The sequence below is a fragment of the Mycobacterium sp. WUMAC-067 genome (genome assembly GCF_020217485.1).
Taxonomy (GTDB): Bacteria; Actinomycetota; Actinomycetes; order Mycobacteriales; family Mycobacteriaceae; genus Mycobacterium.
On sequence record NZ_JAEKMI010000011.1, the window covers coordinates 51,813 to 76,582 of the forward strand.

General features: G+C 66.9%; 28 protein-coding genes. 10 read left to right on the forward strand and 18 right to left on the reverse strand.

What is annotated here, in order from left to right; all coding sequences use genetic code 11:
• Window positions 1-52 precede the first annotated feature (52 nt).
• Entirely contained in the window at window positions 53-1,291 is a 1,239-nt protein-coding gene (locus tag JF781_RS10040) for an acyltransferase (protein ID WP_225328801.1), read from the reverse strand.
• A gap of 356 nt (window positions 1,292-1,647) precedes the next feature.
• On the opposite strand from JF781_RS10040, the gene JF781_RS10045 reads away from it, so the two are divergent.
• Window positions 1,648-2,088, forward strand: a complete 441-nt coding sequence (locus JF781_RS10045) for an STAS domain-containing protein (RefSeq protein ID WP_225328800.1) — start codon at window positions 1,648-1,650, stop codon at window positions 2,086-2,088.
• On the opposite strand, the gene JF781_RS10050 is transcribed toward JF781_RS10045, so the two are convergent.
• From JF781_RS10050 to JF781_RS10080, 7 genes are all read right to left on the reverse strand, one after another.
• Complete coding sequence (locus tag JF781_RS10050; RefSeq protein WP_225328799.1) at window positions 2,072-2,332, reverse strand: hypothetical protein; 261 nt, start codon at window positions 2,330-2,332, stop codon at window positions 2,072-2,074. The genes JF781_RS10045 and JF781_RS10050 overlap by 17 nt on opposite strands.
• Window positions 2,329-2,859, reverse strand: a complete 531-nt coding sequence (locus JF781_RS10055) for a DUF3093 family protein (protein WP_225328822.1) — start codon at window positions 2,857-2,859, stop codon at window positions 2,329-2,331. Before JF781_RS10055 ends, JF781_RS10050 begins: the two co-directional genes overlap by 4 nt.
• Before the next feature lie 55 nt (window positions 2,860-2,914).
• On the reverse strand, window positions 2,915-3,895 hold the full coding sequence (hemB, locus tag JF781_RS10060) for a porphobilinogen synthase (protein WP_225328798.1): 981 nt from the start codon (window positions 3,893-3,895) through the stop codon (window positions 2,915-2,917).
• Window positions 3,895-5,553, reverse strand: coding sequence for a uroporphyrinogen-III synthase (locus JF781_RS10065; protein ID WP_225328797.1), 1,659 nt, complete (start codon window positions 5,551-5,553; stop codon window positions 3,895-3,897). Before JF781_RS10065 ends, hemB begins: the two co-directional genes overlap by 1 nt.
• A gap of 23 nt (window positions 5,554-5,576) precedes the next feature.
• Window positions 5,577-6,524, reverse strand: coding sequence for a hydroxymethylbilane synthase (hemC, locus tag JF781_RS10070; protein WP_225328821.1), 948 nt, complete (start codon window positions 6,522-6,524; stop codon window positions 5,577-5,579).
• Window positions 6,525-6,537: 13 nt separating this feature from the next.
• Window positions 6,538-7,908, reverse strand: a complete 1,371-nt coding sequence (locus JF781_RS10075; protein WP_225328796.1) for a glutamyl-tRNA reductase — start codon at window positions 7,906-7,908, stop codon at window positions 6,538-6,540.
• Window positions 7,909-8,023: 115 nt separating this feature from the next.
• Window positions 8,024-8,293: a glutaredoxin family protein gene (locus JF781_RS10080; protein WP_225328795.1), complete on the reverse strand. Its 270-nt coding sequence runs from the start codon at window positions 8,291-8,293 to the stop codon at window positions 8,024-8,026.
• Window positions 8,294-8,352: 59 nt separating this feature from the next.
• On the opposite strand from JF781_RS10080, the gene JF781_RS10085 reads away from it, so the two are divergent.
• The 8 genes from JF781_RS10085 (at window position 8,353) to JF781_RS10120 (ending at window position 15,502) form a co-directional block, all read left to right on the forward strand.
• Complete coding sequence (locus JF781_RS10085; RefSeq protein WP_225328794.1) at window positions 8,353-8,661, forward strand: WXG100 family type VII secretion target; 309 nt, start codon at window positions 8,353-8,355, stop codon at window positions 8,659-8,661.
• Window positions 8,654-8,944: a WXG100 family type VII secretion target gene (locus JF781_RS10090; RefSeq protein WP_225328793.1), complete on the forward strand. Its 291-nt coding sequence runs from the start codon at window positions 8,654-8,656 to the stop codon at window positions 8,942-8,944. The genes JF781_RS10085 and JF781_RS10090 overlap by 8 nt, the downstream gene beginning before the upstream one ends.
• Window positions 8,945-8,948: 4 nt before the next feature.
• Window positions 8,949-11,438 carry a putative adhesin gene (locus tag JF781_RS10095; protein ID WP_225328792.1) on the forward strand — a complete coding sequence of 830 codons (2,490 nt, stop codon included), beginning with the start codon at window positions 8,949-8,951 and terminating at the stop codon, window positions 11,436-11,438.
• Window positions 11,435-12,223: a hypothetical protein gene (locus tag JF781_RS10100; RefSeq protein WP_225328791.1), complete on the forward strand. Its 789-nt coding sequence runs from the start codon at window positions 11,435-11,437 to the stop codon at window positions 12,221-12,223. Before JF781_RS10095 ends, JF781_RS10100 begins: the two co-directional genes overlap by 4 nt.
• Before the next feature lie 384 nt (window positions 12,224-12,607).
• Window positions 12,608-12,823: a hypothetical protein gene (locus JF781_RS10105; RefSeq protein WP_225328790.1), complete on the forward strand. Its 216-nt coding sequence runs from the start codon at window positions 12,608-12,610 to the stop codon at window positions 12,821-12,823.
• Between the two features lie 277 nt (window positions 12,824-13,100).
• A complete protein-coding gene (locus JF781_RS10110) occupies window positions 13,101-14,009 on the forward strand; it encodes an HAD family phosphatase (protein ID WP_225328789.1) in 909 nt (302 codons plus the stop codon).
• Between the two features lie 44 nt (window positions 14,010-14,053).
• Window positions 14,054-14,575: a MaoC family dehydratase N-terminal domain-containing protein gene (locus tag JF781_RS10115; RefSeq protein ID WP_225328788.1), complete on the forward strand. Its 522-nt coding sequence runs from the start codon at window positions 14,054-14,056 to the stop codon at window positions 14,573-14,575.
• Window positions 14,576-15,502: a cyclopropane mycolic acid synthase family methyltransferase gene (locus JF781_RS10120; RefSeq protein ID WP_225328787.1), complete on the forward strand. Its 927-nt coding sequence runs from the start codon at window positions 14,576-14,578 to the stop codon at window positions 15,500-15,502.
• An 82-nt stretch (window positions 15,503-15,584) separates the two neighbouring features.
• On the opposite strand, the gene JF781_RS10125 is transcribed toward JF781_RS10120, so the two are convergent.
• The 9 genes from JF781_RS10125 to JF781_RS10165 all read right to left on the reverse strand — a co-directional run bounded on the left by JF781_RS10125 (window position 15,585) and on the right by JF781_RS10165 (window position 23,134).
• The gene (locus JF781_RS10125) at window positions 15,585-16,673 is read right to left on the reverse strand and encodes a lysophospholipid acyltransferase family protein (protein WP_225328786.1); all 1,089 of its coding nucleotides are present in this window, start codon (window positions 16,671-16,673) and stop codon (window positions 15,585-15,587) included.
• Window positions 16,655-17,782 carry an SDR family oxidoreductase gene (locus tag JF781_RS10130; protein WP_225328785.1) on the reverse strand — a complete coding sequence of 376 codons (1,128 nt, stop codon included), beginning with the start codon at window positions 17,780-17,782 and terminating at the stop codon, window positions 16,655-16,657. The genes JF781_RS10125 and JF781_RS10130 overlap by 19 nt, the downstream gene beginning before the upstream one ends.
• 107 nt (window positions 17,783-17,889) lie before the next feature.
• Window positions 17,890-17,991, reverse strand: a complete 102-nt coding sequence (locus JF781_RS10135; protein WP_003402602.1) for a 30S ribosomal protein bS22 — start codon at window positions 17,989-17,991, stop codon at window positions 17,890-17,892.
• Between the two features lie 147 nt (window positions 17,992-18,138).
• Entirely contained in the window at window positions 18,139-18,396 is a 258-nt protein-coding gene (locus JF781_RS10140) for a cell division/environmental response transcriptional regulator (RefSeq protein WP_067164836.1), read from the reverse strand.
• A gap of 139 nt (window positions 18,397-18,535) precedes the next feature.
• Window positions 18,536-19,411 carry a pyrroline-5-carboxylate reductase gene (proC, locus tag JF781_RS10145; protein ID WP_225328784.1) on the reverse strand — a complete coding sequence of 292 codons (876 nt, stop codon included), beginning with the start codon at window positions 19,409-19,411 and terminating at the stop codon, window positions 18,536-18,538.
• Between the two features lie 27 nt (window positions 19,412-19,438).
• Complete coding sequence (locus JF781_RS10150; protein ID WP_225328783.1) at window positions 19,439-20,275, reverse strand: thioesterase family protein; 837 nt, start codon at window positions 20,273-20,275, stop codon at window positions 19,439-19,441.
• A 25-nt stretch (window positions 20,276-20,300) separates the two neighbouring features.
• The gene (locus JF781_RS10155) at window positions 20,301-21,143 is read right to left on the reverse strand and encodes a sugar phosphate isomerase/epimerase (RefSeq protein WP_225328782.1); all 843 of its coding nucleotides are present in this window, start codon (window positions 21,141-21,143) and stop codon (window positions 20,301-20,303) included.
• Between the two features lie 15 nt (window positions 21,144-21,158).
• Window positions 21,159-22,121: a hypothetical protein gene (locus JF781_RS10160; RefSeq protein ID WP_225328781.1), complete on the reverse strand. Its 963-nt coding sequence runs from the start codon at window positions 22,119-22,121 to the stop codon at window positions 21,159-21,161.
• Window positions 22,118-23,134 carry a Ppx/GppA phosphatase family protein gene (locus tag JF781_RS10165; protein ID WP_225328780.1) on the reverse strand — a complete coding sequence of 339 codons (1,017 nt, stop codon included), beginning with the start codon at window positions 23,132-23,134 and terminating at the stop codon, window positions 22,118-22,120. Before JF781_RS10165 ends, JF781_RS10160 begins: the two co-directional genes overlap by 4 nt.
• A 119-nt stretch (window positions 23,135-23,253) precedes the next feature.
• On the opposite strand from JF781_RS10165, the gene JF781_RS10170 reads away from it, so the two are divergent.
• Entirely contained in the window at window positions 23,254-24,057 is an 804-nt protein-coding gene (locus JF781_RS10170; RefSeq protein WP_225328779.1) for a hypothetical protein, read from the forward strand.
• A gap of 3 nt (window positions 24,058-24,060) precedes the next feature.
• On the opposite strand, the gene regX is transcribed toward JF781_RS10170, so the two are convergent.
• Window positions 24,061-24,744, reverse strand: a complete 684-nt coding sequence (regX, locus tag JF781_RS10175; protein ID WP_225328778.1) for a two-component sensory transduction protein RegX — start codon at window positions 24,742-24,744, stop codon at window positions 24,061-24,063.
• Between the last annotated feature and the right edge of the window lie 26 nt (window positions 24,745-24,770).

Consider the following 24,770-nt stretch of genomic DNA (forward strand, 5'->3'; position numbering starts at 1 on the left):
ATGTACTCATCGAATACTGCCCGCGAATCACGGCCGGGCGCAAAAGCAGCCATCACACCGCGCGGACCGAAATCGCTTCCAGCGGACGGTCGATCGGATGCGGCTTGCCGTTCGTTGACTCACCGGGATCACTTCTCGCGTTCACGGCCCTGACATCGACCATCTTGCGCATCCAACGGCGGGCGGGCTCTTCGACGCCGTGATACAACACGATCGACAGGACCACGGCAATTGCGAGCAGGCCGATGACGTTCCATTTCCACGGGTTGTCCTGCGTTGCGAGCTCGAATTGTTCCACGGCCCAGCCCCAGGACGTGTGCACCAATTCGTGAACCATGTACAGGCAGAACGAGATCTGACCGCCGTACACCATCGCCCGCGTCGACAACACCCTCGGTAGGCTCCCCAGGCCGACGGCCAGGGAGATCACCAGCGGAACGAACAACACGTCGACGACGCCGCCGCTGTCGTTTTCCACCACGCCGGATATCGGGTGTGCGCCAAACCAATACAGGACGCCCACCATGGCGGCCAGCAGAAGCAGGGAGATGTACCCCGCGACGCGGCGGCCACGGTCGGTCAGCCGCAGTCTGCGCACGGCGGCACAGGCTAGGGCACCCGCGGTGAACTGCGTGACGATCCGCGGCAGCCAGCTCCACGGCGTGTAGAAGTGGCCGCTGGCCAGCAGCATCACCACGGGGGGCAGCGACGCCGCGAACGCCAGCACCATCAGGCTGCGCGCCCGCGTCGCCTGCTTCATCCGCAACAGCACCAACACCAGCAGGGCGAAGAGGACGTACGCCAGCCATTCCGCACTGATCGACCAGGCCGGCCCGTCCCAACTCGAGTCATCGAAGAACGGCACAAACCACAACTGCACCAACAGGATCTGGCGCACGTAGCTGATCGCGGTGAGCGAAGCGGCGTCCGGCGAGGGCACGTGACCGACATGCAGGGTGAAGATCACCCACAGGGCGGCCAGGTGCAACGTGACCAGATACACCGGCCATACCCGGGCCAGCCGCAGCCACAGGAAGTGCAAAGTGGCGCGGGTCGACCAGGACCGGCCCATCCGGTCGAGATAGTTGTACGTCAGGACGAATCCACTGAGGATGAAGAAGAGGTCGACGCCCTGGGCGCCGCAGTTGAGGACGGGGGCCAGCGCATCGCGGAAGTCGGGCGATGCATCCCCGAGCATCGGCCGGAAGTGAAAGAGCACCACCCAGACCGCGGCGACGATACGGAGTCCCGTCAGGGCCTTGATTTCGCCCCGGATCTCTCCGCCCCGCACGCTGCTCTTCCCGTCTGGATCCTGCCGTTCCGTTCTCCCGCTGTCGGCTGAGGCGGGCGATCTCGCCATTTCGCAAGCCCCCCGACTGGCAACCGGCAGCCATGGCAGCCTAGCAGCGCAATCGCCGGCATGCGTGGACGGTTATGGTGTGGCACACGGCCTTCAGCGCCGCCCGGAGCGCCCACGGCGAATTTCGGAGGTTTGCTCCGCCCGGAAACCTCATTCGCTTCTTAGCAAAGAGTTAGGCGTGGCTACCGGTCTCCTTAGGCTTGCGGCCTAGCGTTTAAGGCGGCTTTGGTGAGCGGGGAGGCGCCCTCCAAGGCCGGCGCGAGCGGCACGGAGAGTGAGGGGTCCTCATGACGAGCGCAGGCACCGGGAGTCGCCAGGACAACTGCGTCTTTGAGTGCGAGGGCGCTCAGGTGCGCGCGCACTATCGGCACCTGGCGACCGTGGTGCATATTCGCGGCGAAATCAATGACGCGAATGTCGACCGCGTCAGTCACCACATTCGGCGTTTCACGCTCGGGGAAAACCCTTTGGTACTCGACGTCGCCGATCTCAGCCAGTTTGCTGAGGCCGCTATCTCGCTCTTATACGCGTTGGACGCCGATTGTCGCGCCGCCGGCGTGGATTGGACGCTGGTGGCCAGCTCGGCGGTCACCGAGGTGCTCGAAGACACCGGTCACGACGTCAGCTTCCCGCTGATGCGCTCTGTTCAGGAGGCGCTGCGCGATCGGGCCGACGCGATCAGGATCCGCCGCCGGATGGCGTTGCCGCTGGTCAGGAAGACGCCGTAGCGCCCGAACGGGAACGCCGCAGCCTGGCTGCTCCGACGACCGCCAGCACGCCGGCGCACGTCAACAGCACCAGCGTCAGCAGCAACAGCTGCGGGTCGTAAACCACCGACGTGGTGAAGGGCTGCCCCTCGGCGATGGGCGCGACGGCCACGGTGTGATGCGAGCGCGTCCAGCTGATTCCCGAGCCCGCCAGGGCGGCAACCGCCACGACGAGCTCGACCACCGCCCGGTAGCTGGCGATCATTGCGCGGGCCCGGCCTGGTCATCAGGGAGGTCGTCCCTTTCGTCGTCGATGACATCGGTCCCGGTGGGCTCCACCCGCTCTTGGACCAGGGGCGTCAGGGCCGCCCGCAGCTGACGATGACGACGCGCCCACGCCTGGGCGGTGCGGCCGTTGGTGAGCTTGAGGCCGATACCGATCCGCCCGCGCGGCACCCCGACCAGCTCGCCGAGCGCCCGCGCCGACTGCCATCGCGCCAGCTCCTTGCCGGAGGCTTCGTGGTTCTCGGGCTCGGGATAGACCCTGACGATTTCGCGCACCAAGATCGTCTCGGTGCCCTGGCGTAGGGCGTCTTCGGTCAGCTCGACCGAGACGTGGATCCGTGCCGCCTTCACCTGCAACCCCACGAAGGCCGACACCAGGACCAAGAAGATCACGGGGACCACGAACGACACCTTGGCACCGCTCCAGATTTCGATCAGGACCATGGCCCCCGCCGCGGCGGGGCCCGACGCCACCCACCACCAACTGGCGCCGGGTTCGTAGAACAACGGCTTCGGTTGGGTGTCGCTTCTAGTCGTCTCTGATGTCAAAGCAAGCCCCGTCTCACGAAAGCCACCCTGCCGCATCCGCGGCCCAATAGGTGAGAACGATATCGGCTCCGGCGCGGCGGATGCTCGTCAATGATTCCAGGGCCGCGGCGCGCTCGTCGATCCAATTGTTCGCGGCGGCAGCGCAAATCATCGCGTACTCCCCCGACACCTGGTAGGCGGCCACCGGCACCGGCGAAATCGAGGCCGCCGCGGACACTACGTCCAGATAACCCAATGCCGGCTTCACCATCACGATGTCGGCGCCCTCGTCCAGATCGAGCCGTATTTCGCGGAGCGCCTCGCGGGAATTGCCAGGCTCCTGCTGATAGGTGCGCCGGTCTCCGGACAGGCTGGAACTGACCGCCTCGCGGAACGGGCCGTAGAACGCCGAGGCGAACTTGGCGGCATAGGCCAGGATCGCCACGTCGGTGTGGCCGGCGGCATCCAGCCCGTCGCGAATCGCGCCGACCTGACCATCCATCATCCCGCTCGGACCCACCACATGAGCGCCCGATTCCGCTTGCGCCACAGCAAGTTTCACGTAGCGCGCCACGGTCGCGTCGTTGTCGACCCGGCCGCGGTCGTCGAGGACGCCGCAGTGGCCGTGGTCGGTGAACTCGTCCAGGCAGGTGTCGGCCATCAACACGGTGGCCTCGCCGAGGTCCTTGGCCAAGTCGCGCAGGGCGACGTTGAGGACGCCGTCGGGGTCGGTACCGGCCGACCCCACCGAGTCCTTGTCCTCCTCACGCGGCACCCCGAACAGCATCAGCCCGCCCACCCCGGCGGCGACGGCACTGGCGGCCGCGCTGCGCAACGAGTCGCGGGTGTGTTGCACCACCCCCGGCATGGAGGCGATCGGCCGGGGTTCGTCGATGCCGTCGGCGACGAACATCGGCAGCACCAAATGCCTTGGCTCCAGGGACGTTTGCGCGACCAAACGGCGCAACGCCGGGGTTGAGCGGAGCCGACGCGGACGCTGCCGCGGGTAGGACACTAGCGCCTGCGGCTCTTTTTGCGCGGCGGTGGCAGCGCGCCCTCGGCGCGCAACCGCGCGGCGTGTTCGGCCAAAGCGTCGACCAGCGGACCGACCGCGGCGGTCTCGGGCTGGACATCCACCCGCAGCCCGAACTCGGCGGCGGTCTCGGCGGTCTTGGGACCGATGCAGGCGATGATCGTCCGCGCGTGCGGCTTGCCGGCGATACCGACCAGGTTGCGCACCGTGGAGCTGGACGTGAAGCACACCGCGTCGAACCCGCCGGTCTTGATCATTTCCCGCGTCTCCGCCGGCGGCGGCGCGGCCCGCACCGTCCGGTAGGCGGTGACATCCTCGATCTCCCAACCGCGTTCGCGCAGACCCTCGGCCAGCGTCTCCGTGGCGATGTCTGCCCGCGGCAGCAAGACCCGGTTGACCGGATCGAAAACGCTGTCGTAGGGCGGGAAGTCGTCGAGCAGACCCAGCGAGGACTGCTCGCCGGCCGGCACCAGCTCGGGGCTGATCCCGAACGCCCGGACCCGGTCGGCGGTCGACTCACCCACGCAGGCGATCTTCACCCCGGAGAACGCCCGCGCGTCCAGACCGAACTCGCCGAACTTCTCCCACACCGCGCGCACCGCGTTGGTGGAGGTGAACACCACCCACTGGAATCGGCCGTCGACCAATCCCTTGACGGCCCGCTCCATCTGCGCGGGGCTGCGTGGCGGCTCGACGGCGATGGTCGGCACCTCGATCGGCAGCGCGCCGTAGGACGTCAGCCGCTCGCTCATCTCGCCGGCCTGGTCCTTGGTGCGGGGCACCAACACGGTCCAGCCGTACAGGGCGCGGCTCTCCCACCAGTTCAGCTTCGCGCGGCTGGACACCGTCTTGCCGATGGTCACCACCAGCGGACCGGTCAGCGGACCCGCCGGATCGGTGCCGCCCAGCACGGCCGAGTCGGTCAGGCCGTGCAGCGTCGTCTCGATGGAACGCTGCTGGCAGGTGGTGCCCTGGGCGGTCACCACGCACGGCGTGTTCTCGGCGAGCTCATGGTCGATCAGGGTGCGCGCCGCGTCGGCCAGATGCGACGACGTGGCCTGCAGAATCAGCGGTCCGGGCGCCGCGGCCAACGCGTCCCAATCCACCTGCGGGTCACGCACGTCGGCCACCGTGTGCGACGAGCCCAGCGGCAGCCCCGCGTACGTCGGGACGGCGTTGGCGGGCGCCAGGCCCGGCACGATCTCGATGTGCAGGTGGCTCCGCGCGATCGCGTTGACCTCGGTGATGACGGCGTCGACCGTCAGCGGGTCACCGGCCACCAGCCGCACCACGTCGACGCCCGTCCGCGCCTCGTGGGTCAACGTCTTGGCAACCTCGGCGGGGTCACCCAGCGCCGGGCGGATGTCGGGGCCGCCGGAGATCACCGCCGCCTGCGTCTGGCCTTGGTCGGCGCCGTCGCCGTTGGAAGCGGCCGGGTCGGCAGGGGCCGGGCCGGACACCGGCGGCAGGTCTTTGCCGATCAACGCCAGCACCGGCTCGGGCACGTCAGGGTCGGTGAACACCAGAGCGGCGTTCGTCAGCACCGTGGCTGCCCGGGCCGTCAACAGTCCAGGATCACCGGGGCCGGAGCCCACGTACGTGATGCGGCCGGGTGTCGGCTTACGCCCTCGCGTCGTCATTGTCGCTCCCACGTAACTCGCACTTAATTTCCTCGCGTCGGGTCTTCCCGCGCTCCGCGCATCAGCTCTCGGGCACCTAGCTCGAACAGCTCCGCGGCGACCGAAAGCCCGAGCTCTCGTGCCCGACCGGGAGTGCCGATGCCGGATGCGCGGATCACGTCGGACCCGTCCAGCGCCGCCACGCAACCACGCAGCGACAGCTCTTCGAAGATCCGGCCTTCCTCATCGATGGACTCGACCACTTCAGCGATCGCGCCCACCGGTGCGGAGCAGCCGGCCTCCAGTTCGGCCAACAGGGCTCGCTCCGCGGTGACCGACGCACGCGTGTCGGCGTCGTCCAACTCCGCCAGCACTGCCGCCAACCGGCTGTCACCGGCGCGGCATTCGACGGCGAGCGCGCCCTGAGCCGGTGCTGGCAACATCTGCACCGGCTCTAGCGTCTCGGTGACGTCATCAAGGCGCCCAATTCGGGCCAGGCCCGCCCGGGCCACCACGATCGCGTCAAGATCACCACTGCTTACCCTGTTCAACCTGGTATCTAGGTTGCCTCGTAGGGGGCGGATTTCCAAACCGAGACCCAGTGCTCTAAGCTGTGCCGCCCGGCGCGGCGAGGAGGTGCCCACCAGCGAACCCGGCGGCAACTCCCCGAGCACCAGCCCGTCCCGGGCTACCACCGCGTCACGGGGGTCGTTGCGCACGGGTATGGCCGCCACAGCAAACCTCGGATCGTCGGCCGTCGGCAGGTCCTTATGGGAGTGCACCGCGGCGTCCACGCGGCCCTCGTCCATGGCCTCGCGCAGGGCGGTGGTGAAGACACCCACCCCGAGGGATTCGATGGGCCCCGACGACCGGTCCCCGGCGGTGGTGATGGTCACCAGTTCCGCCGGGTGCCCCAGAGCGATGAGGGCGTCTCTGACGATCCCGGCCTGGGTGGTGGCCAGCAGGCTGCCCCGGGTGCCTATCCGGATCACGTTCGCCAATCGGCTACTCGGCCGGTTGCTGCGGTGTGCCCGCGTCGAAACCGTTTGCGATGACTGGCAATTCGCCCGCGGCGACGGCGTCGACGGCGGTCTGGTCGAGTTCGAAAAGCTCGCGCAACGCCTCGGCGTAGCTGTCGCCGCCGGGGGCGCTGGCGAGCTGCTTGATGCGCACCGTCGGCGCGTGCAGCAGCTTGTCCACCACCCGCCGCACGGTGCGGGCGACCTCTTCACGCTGCGCGCTGGCGAGCCCGGGAAGCCGGTTGTCCAGGCGCAGGAGCTCCGCTTCGACCACATCGGCGGCGCGCTGGCGCAGCGCCGTGACCGTCGGCGTGACTTCGGCCATCCGCTGTCCGGCCAGGTAGGCGGCAACCTCGGTGGCCACGATGGTGCGGGCGGCGTTGACGTCGGCCGCGGCCGCGTGGGCCGAGGGCTCATGCTGAACGCGGTCCACATCGACGACCCACACGCCGGGCAGCCCGGCCACCGCCGGGTCGACGTCGCGCGGCATGCCCAGGTCGCAGATCACCAGCGGGTCGGTGGTCTCGTCTCGGTTCGCGGCGGCGAGCGCGTGGTGCACGTCGGCCAGGGAGACCACCGGGCTCACCGCCCCGGTACAACTGACGACGACGTCGGCACCCGCCAGGACGTCGGTGAGCCGTTCCAGCGGCAGCGCGTCGGCCCGCACACCGGTTTCGCGGATCTTGCGGACCAGGCGCTGCGCCCGCGACAGCGACCGGTTGAGCACGTGGACCTGGGCGATGCCGGCGCGGGACAGGTGCGCCGCGGCCAGGGCGCCCATCGCCCCGGCGCCGACCAGCACGGCGGTGCGCCCCAACAGCCCGCCCAGCCGGCGTTCGGCCATGTTCAGGGCGACCGACACCACCGAGGCGCCGGCCGCGTCGATGGCGGTTTCGGAATGCACCCGCTTGCCGACCGACAGCGCCCGCTGGGCCAGCTCGTGCAGGACCCGGCCGACCGTGCGGTTCGTCTCGGCGGTGGCGTACGCGCGACGCACCTGACCGAGCACCTGCTGCTCGCCGATCACCGCCGAATCCAGGCCGCTGGCCACGGCGAACAGGTGCTCGACGGCGGCCTCGCTGTATCGGACGTAGGCGTATTTGGTGATGTCGGTCATCGACATCCCGGAATGTTCCGACAGCACCTGCCCGATCACCGCGAGCCCGCCGTGGAACGCGTCCACCACGGCATAGACCTCGACCCGGTTGCATGTCGACAGCACCATCGCCTCGGTCACCAGCGGCGACTGCAACACCCGGTCGACGATCTTGCCTTGATCGGACTCGTCGATGCTGAGTTGTTCCAGGACGGAGACCGGCGCACTGCGGTGCGAAACCCCGAAGAGCAAGACGCTCACGGCAGCATCACCTGGCCAGCTCCCTTGCATCCTCCAGTAACTGAACTGCTGTCCACGGTAAACGTTTATCAGCTGGGCTACCAAATAATTGCCCGGCGCCCAGCCGGCCGCCCTGTCAGCGGGCGAGATCCGCGCGCAACCGGGGCTCGTCAAGCTCCCAGTAGCTGTGTTCGCGGCCGTCGAGCAGGACCACCGGCAGCCGGTCACCGAACTCGGCCCGCAGCGCGGGGTTGCCCTCCGCGGCCGCGGCGTCGACGTCAGTCGTCGCCAGATCGAAGCCCAGTTCACCGGCCAAAACGACCAGCCGGGCGTGGAGGCGCTCGCAGATGGTGCACCCGTCGCGGGTCAACAACTCCACCTGCGGCCGGCCGGGCGCTTGGGTCATGGGCATCAGTGTGTCATTAGCGACTTGTGGGGCCGCCTACCAGGAGTTATGTTCCGGCTATGGCCGACAACACGGTGCGGGTCGATCCGGTGGTGATGCAGGGCGCCGCCGTCTCCCTGAGCGGTGCGGCCGAGCATCTTTCGGCTCAACTGTCGCAGCTCGACGATCAGATCGGCCAGATGCTGGGCGGTTGGCAGGGCGCGGCCGGGGGTGCCTACGCCTCGGCGTGGGAGCTGTGGCACAAGGGCGCGCGCGAGGTCGAGCTCGGGTTGTCGATGCTGGCGCATCTGGTGGGCCAGGCCGGCGGGGCGTATCAGAGCAACGAGGCCGGGTCCGCCCAGGCCGAGCGGGCGGTGCGCGATGGCTGAGGCATTTCGGGTGGATCCGCAGGCGTTGGCCGACGCGGTGCAGCGGATGGCGGCGTTTCAACGGTATGCCGAAGATATGATCGCCGAAATCGATTCTCGCGTAACGCGTTTGCACGCGACATGGTCGGGAGATGCCGCCGCGGCCCACGCCGAGGCGCATCAGCACTGGGTGCGCGGTGAGGCGATGATGCGCGAGGCGCTGGCGCAGCTCGAGAAGGTCGCCACGACCGCGCACGGCAACTACACCGGCGCGATGTCGACGAATCTCGGTATGTGGTCGTGACTGCATGGCGCCGCTGGCGTGTGACCCGACTGCCCTAGATCGCGCCGGCGCGACGGTACTTTCCACCGGTGTCTCGTTGGGATCGGTGATCTCGACGTTGACCACGGCGCTCGCCGGCAGTGCGGGCATGGCCGGTGACGATCCGGTCGGTGCGTCGCTGGGCCGCGCTTACAACGGTGCGGCGGCCAAGGTGATCGAGGCGATGACCAGTACCCGCAATGGGCTGTGCAGCATCGGCGACGGCGTGCGGATGTCGGCCCACAACTATGCGCTGGCCGAGGCGATGTCGGATGTGACGGGCCGCGCCGGCGGCTTGCCGACGCCGCCGGTGACCGCGCCGCTGGCCGCGGCGTCTCATCCGCCGTCGGCCGTGGGTGCCGGCAGCGGCGCCCCGGCGGGCTGGAGCTGGGTCGCGCCGTATATCGGAATGATCTGGCCCACTGGCGATTCGGCGAAGTTGCGCGCGGCCGCGGCGGCGTGGACGACTGCGGGCGTCAACTTTATGACGACCGAGATCGCGGCCGGTGGCGGCACGATGGCTGCCATTGCCGCGCAGCAGATTCCCGAGGCCGCCGCCATCAACAAAGCGTTGGCTGATGCGTCTGGCGCCACCAACAGCGTTGCGCGGCAATGCCAAACGATCGCCGCGCAGCTCAACAGCTACGCGGCCAAGATCGACCAGGTCCACGCGGCGATCCTGGATCTGCTGTCCCGCATTTGTGATCCGCTGACCGGGATCAAAGAGGTGTGGGATCTGCTGACCGATGAAGACGAAGACGAGATCAAGAGGATCGCCGACGACATCAAAACTGTGGTCGACAGCTTTTCCCGTGAAGCCGAAACGCTGGGCGGCCAGATCGAGGCCACCATGTCAGCGGCCGCCACCGCGGCAGAAGATATGGCCCACTGGGCGGGTAAGGAGTGGGACCACTTTTTGCACGGGACGCCGGTCGGCAGGGCACTCAATCAGGTCGGCCAGACCCTCAAAGGCGTCGGCATCGAGGGCTACGACTTTCTCGAGCAGCTCGCGAAGTTCAGCCCGAACCGGCTTCAGACCGATCCGATCGGTTACGCCAAAGACGTGTACGGCATGGCCTCCGGGGCCGCGCCACTGGTCGGCTTGGGCCCCGACGGCGGACCCGGAGTCGCCGACTCGTGGAAAGCGCTGGGAAAGGACGTCACCCACTGGGACGAGTGGGGCAAAAACCCCGCCGAGGCTCTCGGAAAATCGCTCTTCGATGTGGCAACGCTGGCCTTGCCGGGCGGACCACTTTCCAAGGTGGGCAAAGCGGGCAGCCGGGCGGCCGATGTGCTGAAGGGTTTGAAGAAGCCGCCCGAGATTCCCAAGCCTCCGTCGATCAAGCCGCCGGAGGTGAAACCGCCGGAGGTCAAACCGCCGGAGGTCAAACCGCCGGAGGTCAAGCCGCCGGAACCAGGCCATCCCGCGCCAGCTCCTTCGGGCAAGCCGGCACCGGGCCCCGCCGACGGCCCCCTGCCGCACAGCCCCACCGAATCCAAGCCGCCGGTCGGCGGGACACCTCACAGCGGCGAACCGAAACCAATTGCGGTCCCACCAGAATCGGGGGGCAAGCCACCGGTATCGGCCCCCGCAGAAGCCACACCATCGCCCTATCCGCAGCCGCACGAGCCTGCCACGCGGGTACCACCCACGGTGCCGCCAGCGGCCGCGCCCGCCGCTTCAACCCCGGCAGCCTCGATGCCGGCGGCCTCGGCTCCTTCGATGCCATCGATGCCGTCTTTGCCGGAGCCGCCGTCGGTTCCCTCTGTCCCCGCGGGCGGCCTCCCCGCCGAAACGCCTCCCGGCCTCGGGGAGGTGCCTCACGGCGGGGAACCCGCTGCACATCCGCCCGAACCGCGTAGCGCCGGTCCACATCCACCCGGCGACGGCAACGCACCTCACCTTCCCGGTGATGGGGCGCCGCCGTCGGACTCCTTTCCCAAGGAAACCCCAAAGGAGATACCACCAAGCGATGGCCAGCCACCTGATCAAGGTGAGCACCAACCAGGGGAACTCCCCGGTCACGGGATTCCACATGACGAGATGCCGCAAGGCGAGAAGCACACAATAAGCGGACATGGAAGTTACGATCCCGGCGACGGCTTCTTTACTGTGCCGAAAGGCTCGAGTATTACGACTTTTGCCGAGCACGGCTCGACTATTACTGACTCACTGGGCAATCTTATCGAGACCGGCGGAGACACCTCCGGCGTTTATTCCAAGACTTTTAAACCAGGCGAGCTTATACCCAACTATACAATCCATCCACCGGATGGGTTAAACATTCTAGGCTCACCGCTAACTGTAACGAGTCCGACGCTCATTAGTAAGCTTATCCACGAAAACATGGGCCTTGTCGATTTAGCTGTATGTACTTTCGATCCAACTTCGCCGACGGGCAAGATATACCACGTAAACGGAATATATGATAAATTCAATGAAAAGTTCACGCCTTACGAAAGGTATAAACGTTGACGGCACCCCACAACGCCGGAATCGACGAATTGATTGATTTCGCTGCCCAACAAAAGTCGCCGGAGACAGATCGACGTCTTTTTTCGGCACTTCGTGGTGTCGAATTATTTTTTCCTCGAACGACCGTTGAACATGAGGGAAAGCAGCTCAATGCTACCCCCTTGCTGCGATTGCCCGACGGAACAAATGCCATGATGCTGTACACATCGGAAGACCACCCAGATCTACCCAACACCTTCGCCGGTGGCGCCTTCGAAGATGCGCTTGCCGCAGCGCTCTCCATGCCGGACCTCGACTGGGTGATCGTCTGCAATCGCACGTCGCAGTGGGTAGCAATTAATAAACAACAAATAACCGAAGTTCTCGATGTTCTGCAGTCTAGAGAAAATCGCTCAAATGAACTCTCTGAACCTCCGCCGAATAGTGATAACGCGGTTGAAGATCTAATAACACGCGCTCTTCACACGCCGCCGGAGAAACTTTCGCCGTCGATCGGATCTGTGCTCCGAGGACGCGAGATATTCATTGAGCTTGCGAAAGTGCAAAGCGAAGAGGGCCAACCGATTATGAAAACGTTCGCTGTCCAGCACATGCCGCGCGTGATACGCGCTTACACGACGCGAACACGTCCAGGGATCAGATATGGGGGCATGAAGTGGGAGGCACTCAAAGATATGCTGACGACCACCACCGAGCTCGACGGCGTCCAGATTGTCAACAACGCCGATGACTGGGTGATTTTCGATCGTGAATCATTGACCGCCAGTGGAACTGACGAATCATAATCGTCGTTGCAGCAGACGCGTCCAAATAACGATCAGCAAACCGGGTTTGGCCCTGGGTGTGATCGGTGTGGTCATGCTCGGCGTCGAACGTGACGCCAGCGTCGCGTTCGGGTGCAGCCGGCAGTGCGGACACGTCAACTCCCCCACGCCATCTGACCCGATAGCCGCCGCCTGTTTCGACGTGCACGACACGTGGCGCAGAGCTCCTCGGCGTGCATTTCAGCCACGTGCTGGCCTCGCGTAACTACTTCACCTACCGACATCCTCGGATTCTTCTATCGCCAAGCCGAGTTTCGGCGCTCGGGCAGTTAGGACGTTTATCGGAATGATTCAACGCCGACTATCTGTTCCGCGCGCACCTTCTCGTCATGACGGGAGTTCCCAATGAGCAAAAAGATTGCCGGTAAGACTTTTTCGACGCCAGAAGAAGCTGGCGTTACCGCGCCAACGGCAGAAGAATTAGCGCGCGCAAGGAAGGGCTTCGATGAATTTCAGGCCAGAGTCGACGCGGTTGCGTCCGAAGACCGCAAAACAGACGTCTCGCCGAAATTTTGGGATGACACATCCGGTACCGAGTTCGATCCCGACAAGAAAGCTTAGGCTCGTTTCCTGAACCGACGCCCACGGACAAGTCTTATCGCGCCCCGACCAAATGGGCCCGCCGAGCCACGAGTGTGACGCTGCAGTCACACTCGGCGTCGAACGTGACTGCAGCGTCACGTTCGGCAGCCGGCAGCCCGAGGCATCAGCCCGGCAGCCGGACAGCCGGGTAGCCGACGACCCAGCCATACCCGCCCCCTCGTCATCTGCCCGATAGGGTTGTGTATCGGGCACCCGCTGGGTCACCAGGCAACACAGCGATCTAGGAGGTTGGGCGATGACTTCCTTTGACCCGGTCAACGCAGACCACACCGGCTACGTCGACCTGGAGTCGCTGGGCGCGGACGCCAGCGCGGCCCGCGCGATCGAGGGCATGCAGGAAGCCGCCGCCAGCCAGGACCGTCCGCAACCCCCGATCGACCTCACCGCCGCCGCCTTCTTCGATGTCGACAACACCCTGGTGCAGGGCTCCTCGGCGGTGCACTTCGGCCGTGGGTTAGCCACGCGCAACTACTTCACCTATCGCGATGTCCTCGGATTCATCTACGCCCAGGCCAAGTTTCAGGTCCTCGGCAAGGAGAACAGCAACGACGTCGCCGCGGGCCGGCGCAAGGCGCTCGCCTTCATCGAGGGCAGGTCGGTCGAGCAGCTGGTGGCCTTGGGCGAGGAGATCTACGACGAGATCATCGCCGACAAGATCTGGCCCGGCACCCGCGAGCTGACGCAAATGCATCTGGACGCCGGCCAGCAGGTGTGGCTGATCACCGCCACCCCCTACGAGCTCGCCGCGACCATCGCGCGACGCCTCGGCCTGACCGGCGCGCTGGGCACCGTCGCGGAATCGGTCGACGGGGTCTTCACCGGCAGGCTGGTCGGTGACATCCTGCACGGCGCCGGCAAGGCGCACGCGGTGCGCTCGCTGGCAATTCGCGAGGGGCTCAACCTGAAACGCTGCACCGCCTACTCCGACAGCTACAACGATGTGCCCATGCTGTCGCTGGTGGGGACCGCGGTCGCCATCAATCCCGACGCCCGCCTGCGCGCCCTGGCCCGGGAGCGCGGATGGGAGATTCGCGACTTCCGCACCGCCCGCAAGGCGGCGCGGATCGGGGTGCCGTCGGCGTTGGCGCTGGGCGCGGCCGGGGGTGCGCTGGCCGCGGTGGCCTCTCGGCGGCAATCACGCTGATAGGCTGCGCCGCTGAGACATCTTCGAGCGGAGAGCACAGCGGCATGACAGTCCCCAAAGAAGCCGAAGGACTTATCGGCAGCCATTACCGCGCACCGGACTACTTCGAGGTCGGTCGCGAAAAGATCCGTGAGTTCGCCCAGGCGATCAAAGACGACCACCCGGCGCATTTCGACGAGAATGAATCCCGGAAGGCGGGGTACACCGAGATGGTGGCGCCGCTGACGTTCCTCGCGATTGCCGGGCGCCGCGTGCAGTTGGAGATCTTCACCAAGTTCAGCATCCCCATCAACATCGCCAGGGTCATCCACCGCGACCAGAAGTTCAAGTTCTACCGCCCGATCCTGGCTCACGATAGGCTTTACTTCGACACCTACCTAGACTCGGTCATTGAGTCCCACGGCACCGTGCTGGCGGAGATCCGCAGCGAAGTGACCGATGCCGATGGAAAGCCGATCGTCACCAGCGTTGTCACAATGCTGGGGGAAGCCGCAAACCAGGCCGACACCGAAGCAACCGCCGCGGCAGTTGCATCAATATCCGCAGGAAAGATAGGGGCGTCGTAAATGTCACCACAGGGGGAAACGGGAACGCAGCTGCATCCGCCGGTCGAGGCCGTGCGATCCCACTACGACAAGTCGAACGAATTCTTCAAGCTGTGGCTTGACCCCTCGATGACGTACAGCTGTGGCTACTTTGACGAGAATCCCGATCCGCAGAATCTGACCAAGACGCTGGAAGAGGCGCAGTACGCCAAGCGCAAGCTCGCTCTGGACAAGCTGAACCTCGAGCCCGGCATGACGCTGCTCGACATCGGCAGCGGCTGGGGCTCGACGATGCGGCACGCGGTGGCCGAATACGACGTCAACGTGATCGGGTTGACGCTGAGCGAGAACCAGTACGCCCACTGCGTCGCCGAGTTCGAAAAGATGGACAGCCCCCGCCGTAAAGAGGTGCGGATCCAGGGCTGGGAGGAATTCCCCGGCGACGTGCCGATCGACCGGATCGTGTCGCTGGGCGCGTTCGAGCACTTCGCCGACGGCGCCGGTGACGCCGGGTACGAGCGCTACGCCACCTTCTTCAAGAAGTACTACGACCTGCTGCCCGACGACGGCCGCATGCTGCTGCACTCGATCGTGGTCCCCAGCCGCGAAGAGGGCAACGCGATGGGGTTGAAGGTCAACATGACCCTGCTCCGGTTCATCAGCTTCATCTTGAAGGAGATCTACCCGGGCGGAAAGTTGCCCCAGGTCGACCTGGTCGACAGGTACGCGACGGACGCGGGTTTCAAGATCGAGCGGCACCACTTCATCGGCAAGAACTACGTGCCGACGCTGACCGCCTGGGGCGATGCGCTCGAGGCGCACAAGGAAGAGGCGATTGCCCTGAAGGGGCAGGAGACCTACGACATCTACTTGAAGTACTTGCGGGGCTGCTCGGACCTGTTCCGCGACGGCTACACGAACGTCTGCCAGTTCACCATGGTGAAGTAGCCGACGTCTTCAAAGGTCAACGCCACCACGGATTTCCGTGGTGGCGTTTCCTTTTGGCCCCCGCGGCTCAGCGGGAAAAGGCTCAGCCGAAGAAGATGTTGCGACGGCCGGCCAGCAACCGGTACAGCGTCTGCTGGATGGTCTCGCGCACCTGATCGGTCAGCTCGAAGGTGACCATCGGGTCGTCGGCGTCGGAGGCCGCATAGTCGTCGGTGTAAATCGGCTCACCGAACGCGATGTGCCATTTCGACGGCAGCGGCACCAGGCCCACGGGCCCGGCCAACGGGAACAGCGGCGTGATCGGGAAGTACGGCAGCCCGAACAGCCGCGCCAGCAGCTTGACGTCCGTCAGCATCGGGTAGATCTCTTCGGACCCGATGATCGAGCAGGGGATGATCGGCGCCTTGGTCCGCAGCGCGGCGGTGACGAACCCGCCGCGGCCGAACCGCTGCAGCCGGTAGCGGTCCTCGAACCGCTTCCCCAGCCCCTTGTAGCCCTCCGGGAACACGGCGGTGAGCTCGCCGGCGGCGAGCAGTCGGTGCGCGTCCGTCGTGCAGGCCATGGTGTGGCCGGCCTTGCGGGCCGCCTCGCCCACCACGGGCAGGTCGAACACCATGTCGGCGGCGAGCAGCCGCAGCTCACGATGCGCGCGATGCTCGTCGTGCACCGCCACCGACAACATCAACCCGTCGAACGGCAACACCCCGGCGTGATTGGCGACCACCAACGCGGCGCCGTCGGCGGGCAGGTTCTCGATCCCGCTCACCTCGACCCGGAACCAGGACCGGAAGAACAGCCGCAGCAGCGGCCGGACGATCGCGCTGTTGAAGTGCGGATCGAAGCCGAACTCGTCGACACTGTAGTCACCCGTCAGCCGCTGGCGCAGGAATCCGGCGACCGACGCGACGCGCTGCGCCAGCTCATTCAGCGGCGCCTCGCCGGACGATGCCCCCGTGGCACGGCGGTGCTCGTCGATTTCGCGAACCACCGCGGCGATCTGCTCCGCCGACGCGCGGCCGCTCGGATCGGTCAACAACGACGGGTGCTGGCGGGCTGACTCTGCTCGTTGATCGGCTCTCCGGCGCGCTGCTACCCGGCCCCGATTCGTATGCAGTGGAATGACATTCGCTCTGGTTTCACCCGCCACGATACCTACCTGACCCCACCCCACGGAATTGGATTTCGGCTACCCCAGCGCTGGGCTAGAGATATGGCGCGACCTTCCAAGGAGCGTACCCGATCTGGGTCGATTATGGGAGTCAGGCCTCGGCCGCGAACGTAGTCGTCGAAGGCCTCCGCCGTCGTCCATTTCGGCTGGTAGTTGAGTTCTGAGCGCATCCGGCTGGTGTCCATGACGCGGCCGTAACTCAAATAATCAAACTGATCGCGGCTGATCTCGTTGTAGCGGTTGGCGCGGCGCAGCGAATCCAGCGCCCAAACGCCGAAACCCGGTACGGGCAAAGGGATCCGGCCCGCCCGACGGATCGCCTGCGACAGCATGATGATGCCGTCGGCGCCGATGTTGAACGTGCCCGCCTTGCCGGCCATGGCCGCGCGCTCGAGCGCACCGAGGGCGTCCTGCTCGTGCAGCAACTGCAGCCGGGCGCCGCGGCCGAACATCGTCGGCACCAAAGGCCCGGCGAGATAACGCGACAACGTCGTGTCCATCGCCGGACCGATCATGTTGGCCAGCCGCAAGATCGTCACGGCGATGTCGGGCCGGCGCCGCCCCAATCCGCGCGCATAGGCTTCGATGTCGAGGCTGTCCTTGGCGAAACCGTCGCGGAAGGGCCGACGGCTGGTGCTGTCCTCGGTGAACATCACAGGATCGTGGGCGCTCGAGCCGTACACCTCCGACGTCGACTTGAGCACCACGCGGCGCACCGAGGGGGCCTTTTGACAGGCCGCGAACAGCTGCATCGCGCCCATCACGTTGATCTCTTTGAGCGCCGCGGTGCCGCCGGAGCGCGGCGCGTACGACGCGGCCGCCGCGTGCACCACCGTGTCGACGTCGCCGTTGCGAATCACCTTGGCAATAAAGGGATTACGGATGTCAGCGCGGACGAACTCGGCGCGTCCCATGCGGCGCAGCATGTCTTTGCTGGGGGCGATCGCGTCCACCGCGATGACGCCTTTGATCATCGGGTTCTGCGCGAGCCGAGCCGTCAGGTAGCCGCCCAGAAACCGGCAGGCACCGGTGACCAGCACGATTTTGGGGTAATGCGCCGCATTGCCGGAGGTGTCGTCCGGCCCGGTGTTCTCCCCATTCGACGCATCCACCCGAACAGCCTAGCCGTCGGCGAGACGGCCGCACTATGGCGCGTTGCGACCAGTTAGGGCCTTTTTACGGTGGCCTTATGACGGCCTTAGGAAGGCCGCAGCGGGGGTTACTTGCCGAGTTTTCTGCGCTGCACCCGGGTGCGACGCAGCAGCTTGCGGTGCTTCTTCTTCGACATACGCTTGCGCCGCTTCTTGATTACTGAACCCATGAACTCCGCTATCTAGACCGAGACCTGCTTCAAAGATTGGACCCGGTCACTTTACCCAGCCGGACGCACCCAACGCCAAACCGGCGTCGCCTGATCGCCGCGCAACCGCGAAGCCAGCAGCCGCCCGAAAGCGGCCACCGGTTCGGGTCAGCCGGCGTCGAAGTAGGACGTCTCGAGCATGTCGTGGACGGCCTTGGCGTGCACCCGGAAGGACCGGCCCACCCGAACCGCGGGCAGTTCACCGTTGTGCACCAACCGGTAGACCGTCATCTTGGACACCCGCATCAACGCCGCCACCTCGGCGACGGTGAGGAATTGCGTCCTGCCCTGCTGGCCATCGACGGAACTGGTATCCCGTGGCTTACCTGCAGAATCTCGCGTTGATGGCCCATTCGTAGACGTCATCGCAACCCAATCGTGTCAGGCACGCGCATGCCAGCGGCTTCCCCTCCGCTGGCACCCACACGTGCTTACAAAGAGGAGAATAGCGGGACTGATGGGGTTACTGGTACTGGTGGGGGACAATCAGTTCAAAAAACTTGGATTACTCTGATGTAATTCTTAGCTGCTCAGAGCGCATTTTCGCGGCCTGAACCGCCGCGTCGACGGCCGCTCGCAGGCCTCCCCGTTCCAGCTCGCGCAGCGCCGCCGCCGTGGTCCCGCCGGGCGAGGTCACCGTCGCCCGCAGCTGCGTCGCGGTGGCGTCCACCCGCATGCCGGGCGCCTCGAGCTCGCCGAGCCGACGGTCGGCGTCCATCCGTTCCAGCAGCATCGCCGCCGCGCCGGCCATGGTCTGCGCGGTCAAGTCGCCGGCCACCTCGCGGCTCAGGCCCGCCGCGACGCCGGCGTCGATGAGGGCCTCGACCATCAGGAAGAAATACGCCGGACCGGAGCCCGACAGCGCCGTGACGGCGTCCATTTGGCCCTCGGGAACGTTCAGCACCCCGCCCACGGAGTCGAACAGGGCCGAGACGCCCTCCAGCTGCGGCGGGGTGACGAACCTGCCCTTGGCCAGGGCCGTGACCCCCGCGCCCACCAGCGCCGCCGTATTCGGCATGGCCCGCACCACCGGGGTCCCGGCCGGGAGTTTGGATTCGAAGTAGGCGATGGTGACGCCGGCCGCGACCGTGACGAACACCTGCTCGGCGGTATCGCTCTCCGCCGCGCCGGCCGCCCGCGCGACCTCCGACATCACCGACTCGATGTCGGCGGGCTTCACCGCGACCACGACGAACGACGCGTTTTCCACCGCCTCGGCCACCGAGGTGATCAGCACCGAATAGGTATCGGCCAGATACTTGGCACGCTCGGGCACCCGCTCGACCACCACCAGGTCCTTGACCTGCCGGCCGGCGCGCAGCAGACCCGACAGCAGTGCCTCCCCGATGCTGCCGCCACCGATGATCGCGATTCTTGCCATGCCCGACAGCATCGCAGACACCGGCCGCTAGCGAGCGGCAGGGACCAACGCCAGCTGGCGGGCCTGCACCACCAGGCGCCCCAGGCTGTCGACGACCGTGTGGTCCTCGTCGAACCAGTCGTGCCCGATCTCGGTGCAGGTCGCGATGATGCGCAGCCACCCGTCGGCCGGCAACCCCCGCAGAAAGGCCGTGAGCTGGATGGTGGGCGCCCAGCCGGTGCGGTCCACCGCGAAGGTCACCGGCGCCGACAAATCGCCGCACATGAGCGCAAACAGCGCGTCCGGGGCCACGCCGCGGGGGCGCGCCCACATCTGGATCACCGGCGGGCGCCCGTCGTCGCGGACCTGCATGGTCGACAACACCGGCCGCACATCGCAGCCCTCGCCCAGGTGCACCAGGCCGGCCAGCGGATGCCCGGGGCCGATCGGCTCGATGTCGTCGGGCGGTTCGGGCGCCATCAGGTCCAGCACCGGGTTGGCCGACAGCAGCGGCTTCACGGCGCCGTCGGGAGGGTAATGCTCGGGCTCGCCGAGGTTGACCACGGCGTGCACCGCGGTGCGGTCACCCTGGGTGAGCTCGACGTCCACGACGCTGATCCGGCGGCCGCGCTTGCGGATCGACGTGACCAACTGCACCGGCCCCGGATCGGGCGCCCACAGGAAGCTCGCCGACACTGCGACCGGCTGCAGGACCGGCCCGGCCGACGGCCCGCCGCAGGCGGTGCGCGCGGCGTTGGCGCACAGGGCCAGCATCGCGCCGCCGTGCACCTTGGGACCGATGGTCCAGCGCTTGTCGAGCTCTCCTTCGTAGACGCCGGAACCGGCCTCCCGCAACGACATTGCGGTGGTGAATAACGCGCTCATGGACTTTCGCGGGTCTCCTGAATGATCAGCGCAGCAGATGCGTGCGGGCGAACTGCAGCGACTCGGCGAGCATGGCTTCGCGCTCATTGGCCGAACGCGCGCCGGACGTCGACACCTCCAGGATGACGTGCCCGGCGAAATGGCTGGCGGCCAGCATCTGGCACAGCTCGACGGTGGGTTGTGTGCCGCGTCCCGGCACCAGATGCTCGTCGGCGGGCAGCCCGTTGCCGTCGCACAGGTGCAGATGCACCAGCCCCGCCCCCATCCGCTGCGCCATGTCCAGGGAATCGGTGCCTGCGGTCGCGGTGTGGGACAGGTCCAGCGTGTAGTGGGCGTGGTTGCCGTCGAGCGGGTCGTAGGAGGGCGCGAACGCGGAAATCGCCGCACCGGGGCCGCCGCCGCGCCGGCGCATCCGTTCCAGCGACTGACCGGCCCCAAAAAGCCGGTCCGCCCGGAACGGGAACATGTTCTCGACCGCGACCATCACGTCGCTCGACGCTTCCAGTTTGGCCACCTGGTCGCTGAACCCCTCGGCGTAGCGCCGCTGCCAGCGAAACGGCGGATGCACGACGACGGTCTGCGCGCCCAGCTGTTCGGCGACGCGCACGCTGCGGTCCAGCTTGGGGATCGGATTGGGACCCCACACCCGTTGCGAGATCAGCAGGCACGGCGCGTGCACCGACAACACGGGGACGCGATAGCGCCGGGACAGCTTCTTGACGGCCGCGACTTCCTGGCTCGCCGACTCGGCCCAGACCATCAGCTCGACGCCGTCATACCCCAGCCGGGCCGCGTACTCGAACGCGGCCTCGGCCCGCAACGGGTACACCGAAGCCGTGGAGAGGCCGACTTTGATGGCTGGGCGCACTGGCTGTGGGCGCCGCTAGCCCGACTGCAACGACAGCGCCAGCGGCCCCAGGGTGATCAGCGCACCCACCGCGACCGCGATCAACGTGCTGGCGATGTCCTCGGTCTTGCGGACCACCCGCACCCCCACCACCAGGCCGAGGATGACCAGCACCGAGAGCACCAACGCCACGATGCTGTTCCAGCGCCACAGCTGGTCGAAGGCCACGAACAACCCGCCGCCGAATGCGACCGCCAGGATCGACTGGAGCACCACCACGGCGCCCCGCCACAGCGAGTCGAGCCTGCCCGGCGCCGGGTGAGCGTCCGCGCCCTCGACGTGCCCGTCTTCGCCCTCGAGGTGCTCCTCGTCGCCGAGCAGTCCGGCGGTCAGCGACCCCGCGCCGGCGGCGTCCTCGTCCTCCTCCAACGAGCCCGAGGATTGCAGGTAGGAGCGCACGTAGGCGGAGTCCTCCAGCGCGGGTTCGGCTTCGCGGACGTCGGAGTCCATCACGTCGACGGGGATGTCGGCGTAGTGGTCCATCGGGTCAAAGCTCATGTCCTCGGCGCCAGAGGGTTCGCCGGGCTTGACGGTCCCGTTGGCCAACGGCCGGGGGTATTCGCTGCGCTCGGGGCCCGGCGTCCGCTTGGGCTGCGGCGGCGACTTGGGCCAGCGCGGCTCGGGCTCGGACCAGTAGGCGGTCTTGGGCTTGTCTTCGGTCACCGGCTCGACGACGCCGTTCTCGGTGTCGTCGGCGGGTTCGGCGGGTTGGGCGGCCTCGATCGTGTCGGTGGCGCCGTGTTCGACGTCGTCGTCGTCACTCACCACGGGGATTTCGCCGGTGAGCTCGGCGACGGTCACCGCGTCGCTGTCACCGCGGCGACGGCGACGCCGACGGGTGACCGCCGGGGCGCCGATGGTTCCGTTTCTGGCCAGCAATTCGGCCACCGAGATCGGCCGAGTGCCCGGGCTTTCGGTCTCGGAGTGCGGTCCGGTCATGGTTTGTCGCCTCTCGATCGGTGCTGATTCCGATCAACTACCTGACCTCCAGCATTACGCACCGACGGGCCCATGAGGGCAGTTCCGTCGGCTTCACTGTCGAGTTTGCGCAGAATGAGACCTTCCCGTAATGCCCACGGGCAAATATCCACCACTTCAATCGACAGCGCTCGCATGCTCGCCTCCGCCACCAGCGCACCCGCCACAATCTGCGGGGCGCGCTCGGCGCTCACTCCTTCCAGTTCCGCCCGGTCAGCGGTCGTCATCCTAGAGATGAAAGATATGAGTTGCCTGAGGCCGTTTGCTGTCAGCGTCCTCTTGACCCGCGGCCCGGCCCCCGACGGGGCCGCGCCGGTGAGCCGCGCGAGCGAGCGGAACGTCTTCGACGTCGCCACCGCCAGGTCGGGACTGCCGGCATCGAGGATCTTCGCGCTGGCTTCCGCGAGCTCGGCGTCCAGCCAATCCCGCAGCATCGCCACCCGGCGCCGCCCGGGTGGGTCGTCGGGCAGCCATTCGCGGGTCAGCCGGCCGGCGCCCAGCGGCAGCGACATCGCGACCTCGGGCTCCTCGTCCAGGCCGCTGGACATCTCCAGCGAACCGCCACCGATGTCGAGGTTGATGATCCGTCCCGCGCTCCAGCCGTACCAGCGCCGCACCGCCAAGAAGGTCAGCCGCGACTCGTCGACACCGGTCAGCACCCGCAACTCGACGCCGGTCTCCTTGCGCACCCGGCTCAGCACGTCCTCGGAGTTGCCGGCGTCCCGGACCGCCGAGGTGGCGAAGGCCATCAGCTCCTCGCAGCCCGAACTGTCGGCGATCTTGGCGAATTCGTCGATGGTGGAGATCAGCTTTTCGGCGCCACGTTTGGTGATCTTGCCGGCGCTGTCGGTGGCCTCGGCCAGCCGCAGGGTGGCCTTCGTCGAACTCATCGGCGTCGGATGACCGCCCCGGTGGGCATCGACCACCAGGAGATGCACCGTGTTGCTGCCCACGTCGAGAACGCCCAATCGCACGTAGACAACCTAACCGGGCCTGGCCGCCGGGCTCTTGCGCGACCCGGTTAACCCACCGTGATCACGGCCATACGGGCCGCGAGTGTCAGCGGCTCGGCTGCGCCGAAATGTGGTCTAACGTGGACTCCGTGGCGAATTCGCACCCGGAACCGGTAGCGCCGGGCCAAGAGGTCGAACTGGATTTCGCCCGCGAATGGGTGGAGTTCTACGACCCCGACAACCCCGAGCATCTGATCGCCGCCGACCTGACCTGGCTGCTCTCGCGGTGGACGTGCGTGTTCGGCACTCCGGCCTGCCGGGGCACGGTGGAGGGCCGCCCGGACGACGGGTGCTGCTCGCACGGCGCGTTCCTGTCCGACGACGACGACCGCGCCCGCCTGGACGACGCGGTGAAAAAGCTGACCGCCGCCGACTGGCAGTACCGCGAAAAAGGCTTGGGCCGCAAGGGATATCTGGAGCTCGACGAGCACGAGGGCCAACCGCAGTACCGCACCCGCAAGCACAAGGATGCGTGCATCTTCCTGAACCGCCCCGGTTTCGCGGGCGGGGTCGGCTGCGCGCTGCACAGCAAGGCGCTCAAGCTCGGTGTGCCGCCGCTGACCATGAAGCCGGATGTCTGCTGGCAGTTGCCGATCCGCCGCAGCCAGGAGTGGGTGACCCGGCCCGACGGCACCGAGATCCTCAAGACCTGGGTCACCGAATACGACCGCCGCGGCTGGGGTTCCGGGGGCGCCGACCTACACTGGTACTGCACCGGCGACCCGGCCGCTCACGTCGGCGCCAAGCAGGTGTGGGAAAGCCTGGCCGACGAACTCACCGAGCTGCTGGGCAGCAAGGCCTACGCGGAGCTGGCCGCAATGTGCAAGCGCCGCAGCAAGTTAGGGCTTATCGCGGTGCACCCGGCGACTCGCATCGCCGAGTAGCCGCTAGCCTTCCAGCTTGTAGCCCAGGCCCCGCACCGTCACCAGGTGCACCGGGTTGGCCGGGTCGGCTTCGATCTTGGACCGCAGGCGCTTGACGTGGACGTCGAGCGTCTTGGTGTCGCCGACGTAGTCCGCACCCCACACCCGATCGATCAGCTGCCCGCGGGTCAGCACCCGGCCGCTGTTGCGCATCAGGTACTCGAGCAAGTCGAATTCCTTGAGCGGCAAGGTGATCGCGTCACCGTTGACCGACACGACGTGGCGTTCGACATCCATCCGCACCGGGCCGGACTCGAGCACGCCGTCGCTGATCTCGGACTCGTCGTCGCCGCCGCGGCGTAGCACCGCCCGGATCCGCGCGATCAGCTCACGCGCCGAATAGGGCTTGGTCACATAGTCATCCGCGCCCAACTCGAGACCGACGACCTTGTCGATCTCACTGTCGCGGGCGGTCACCATGATCACCGGCACGCTGGAACGCGCGCGCAGCTGCTTGCAGACGTCGGTGCCCGACATTCCGGGCAGCATGAGGTCGAGCAGCACGATGTCGGCGCCGGCTCGGTCGAACTCGGCGAGCGCCGCCGACCCGTCGGTCACCACGGTGGCCTCGAAGCCCTCCTTGCGGAGCAGGAACGCCAGCGGATCGGCCAGCGACTCCTCGTCCTCCACGATCAGCACACTGGTCATGAGCGCGATTCCTCCTCATCGCTACG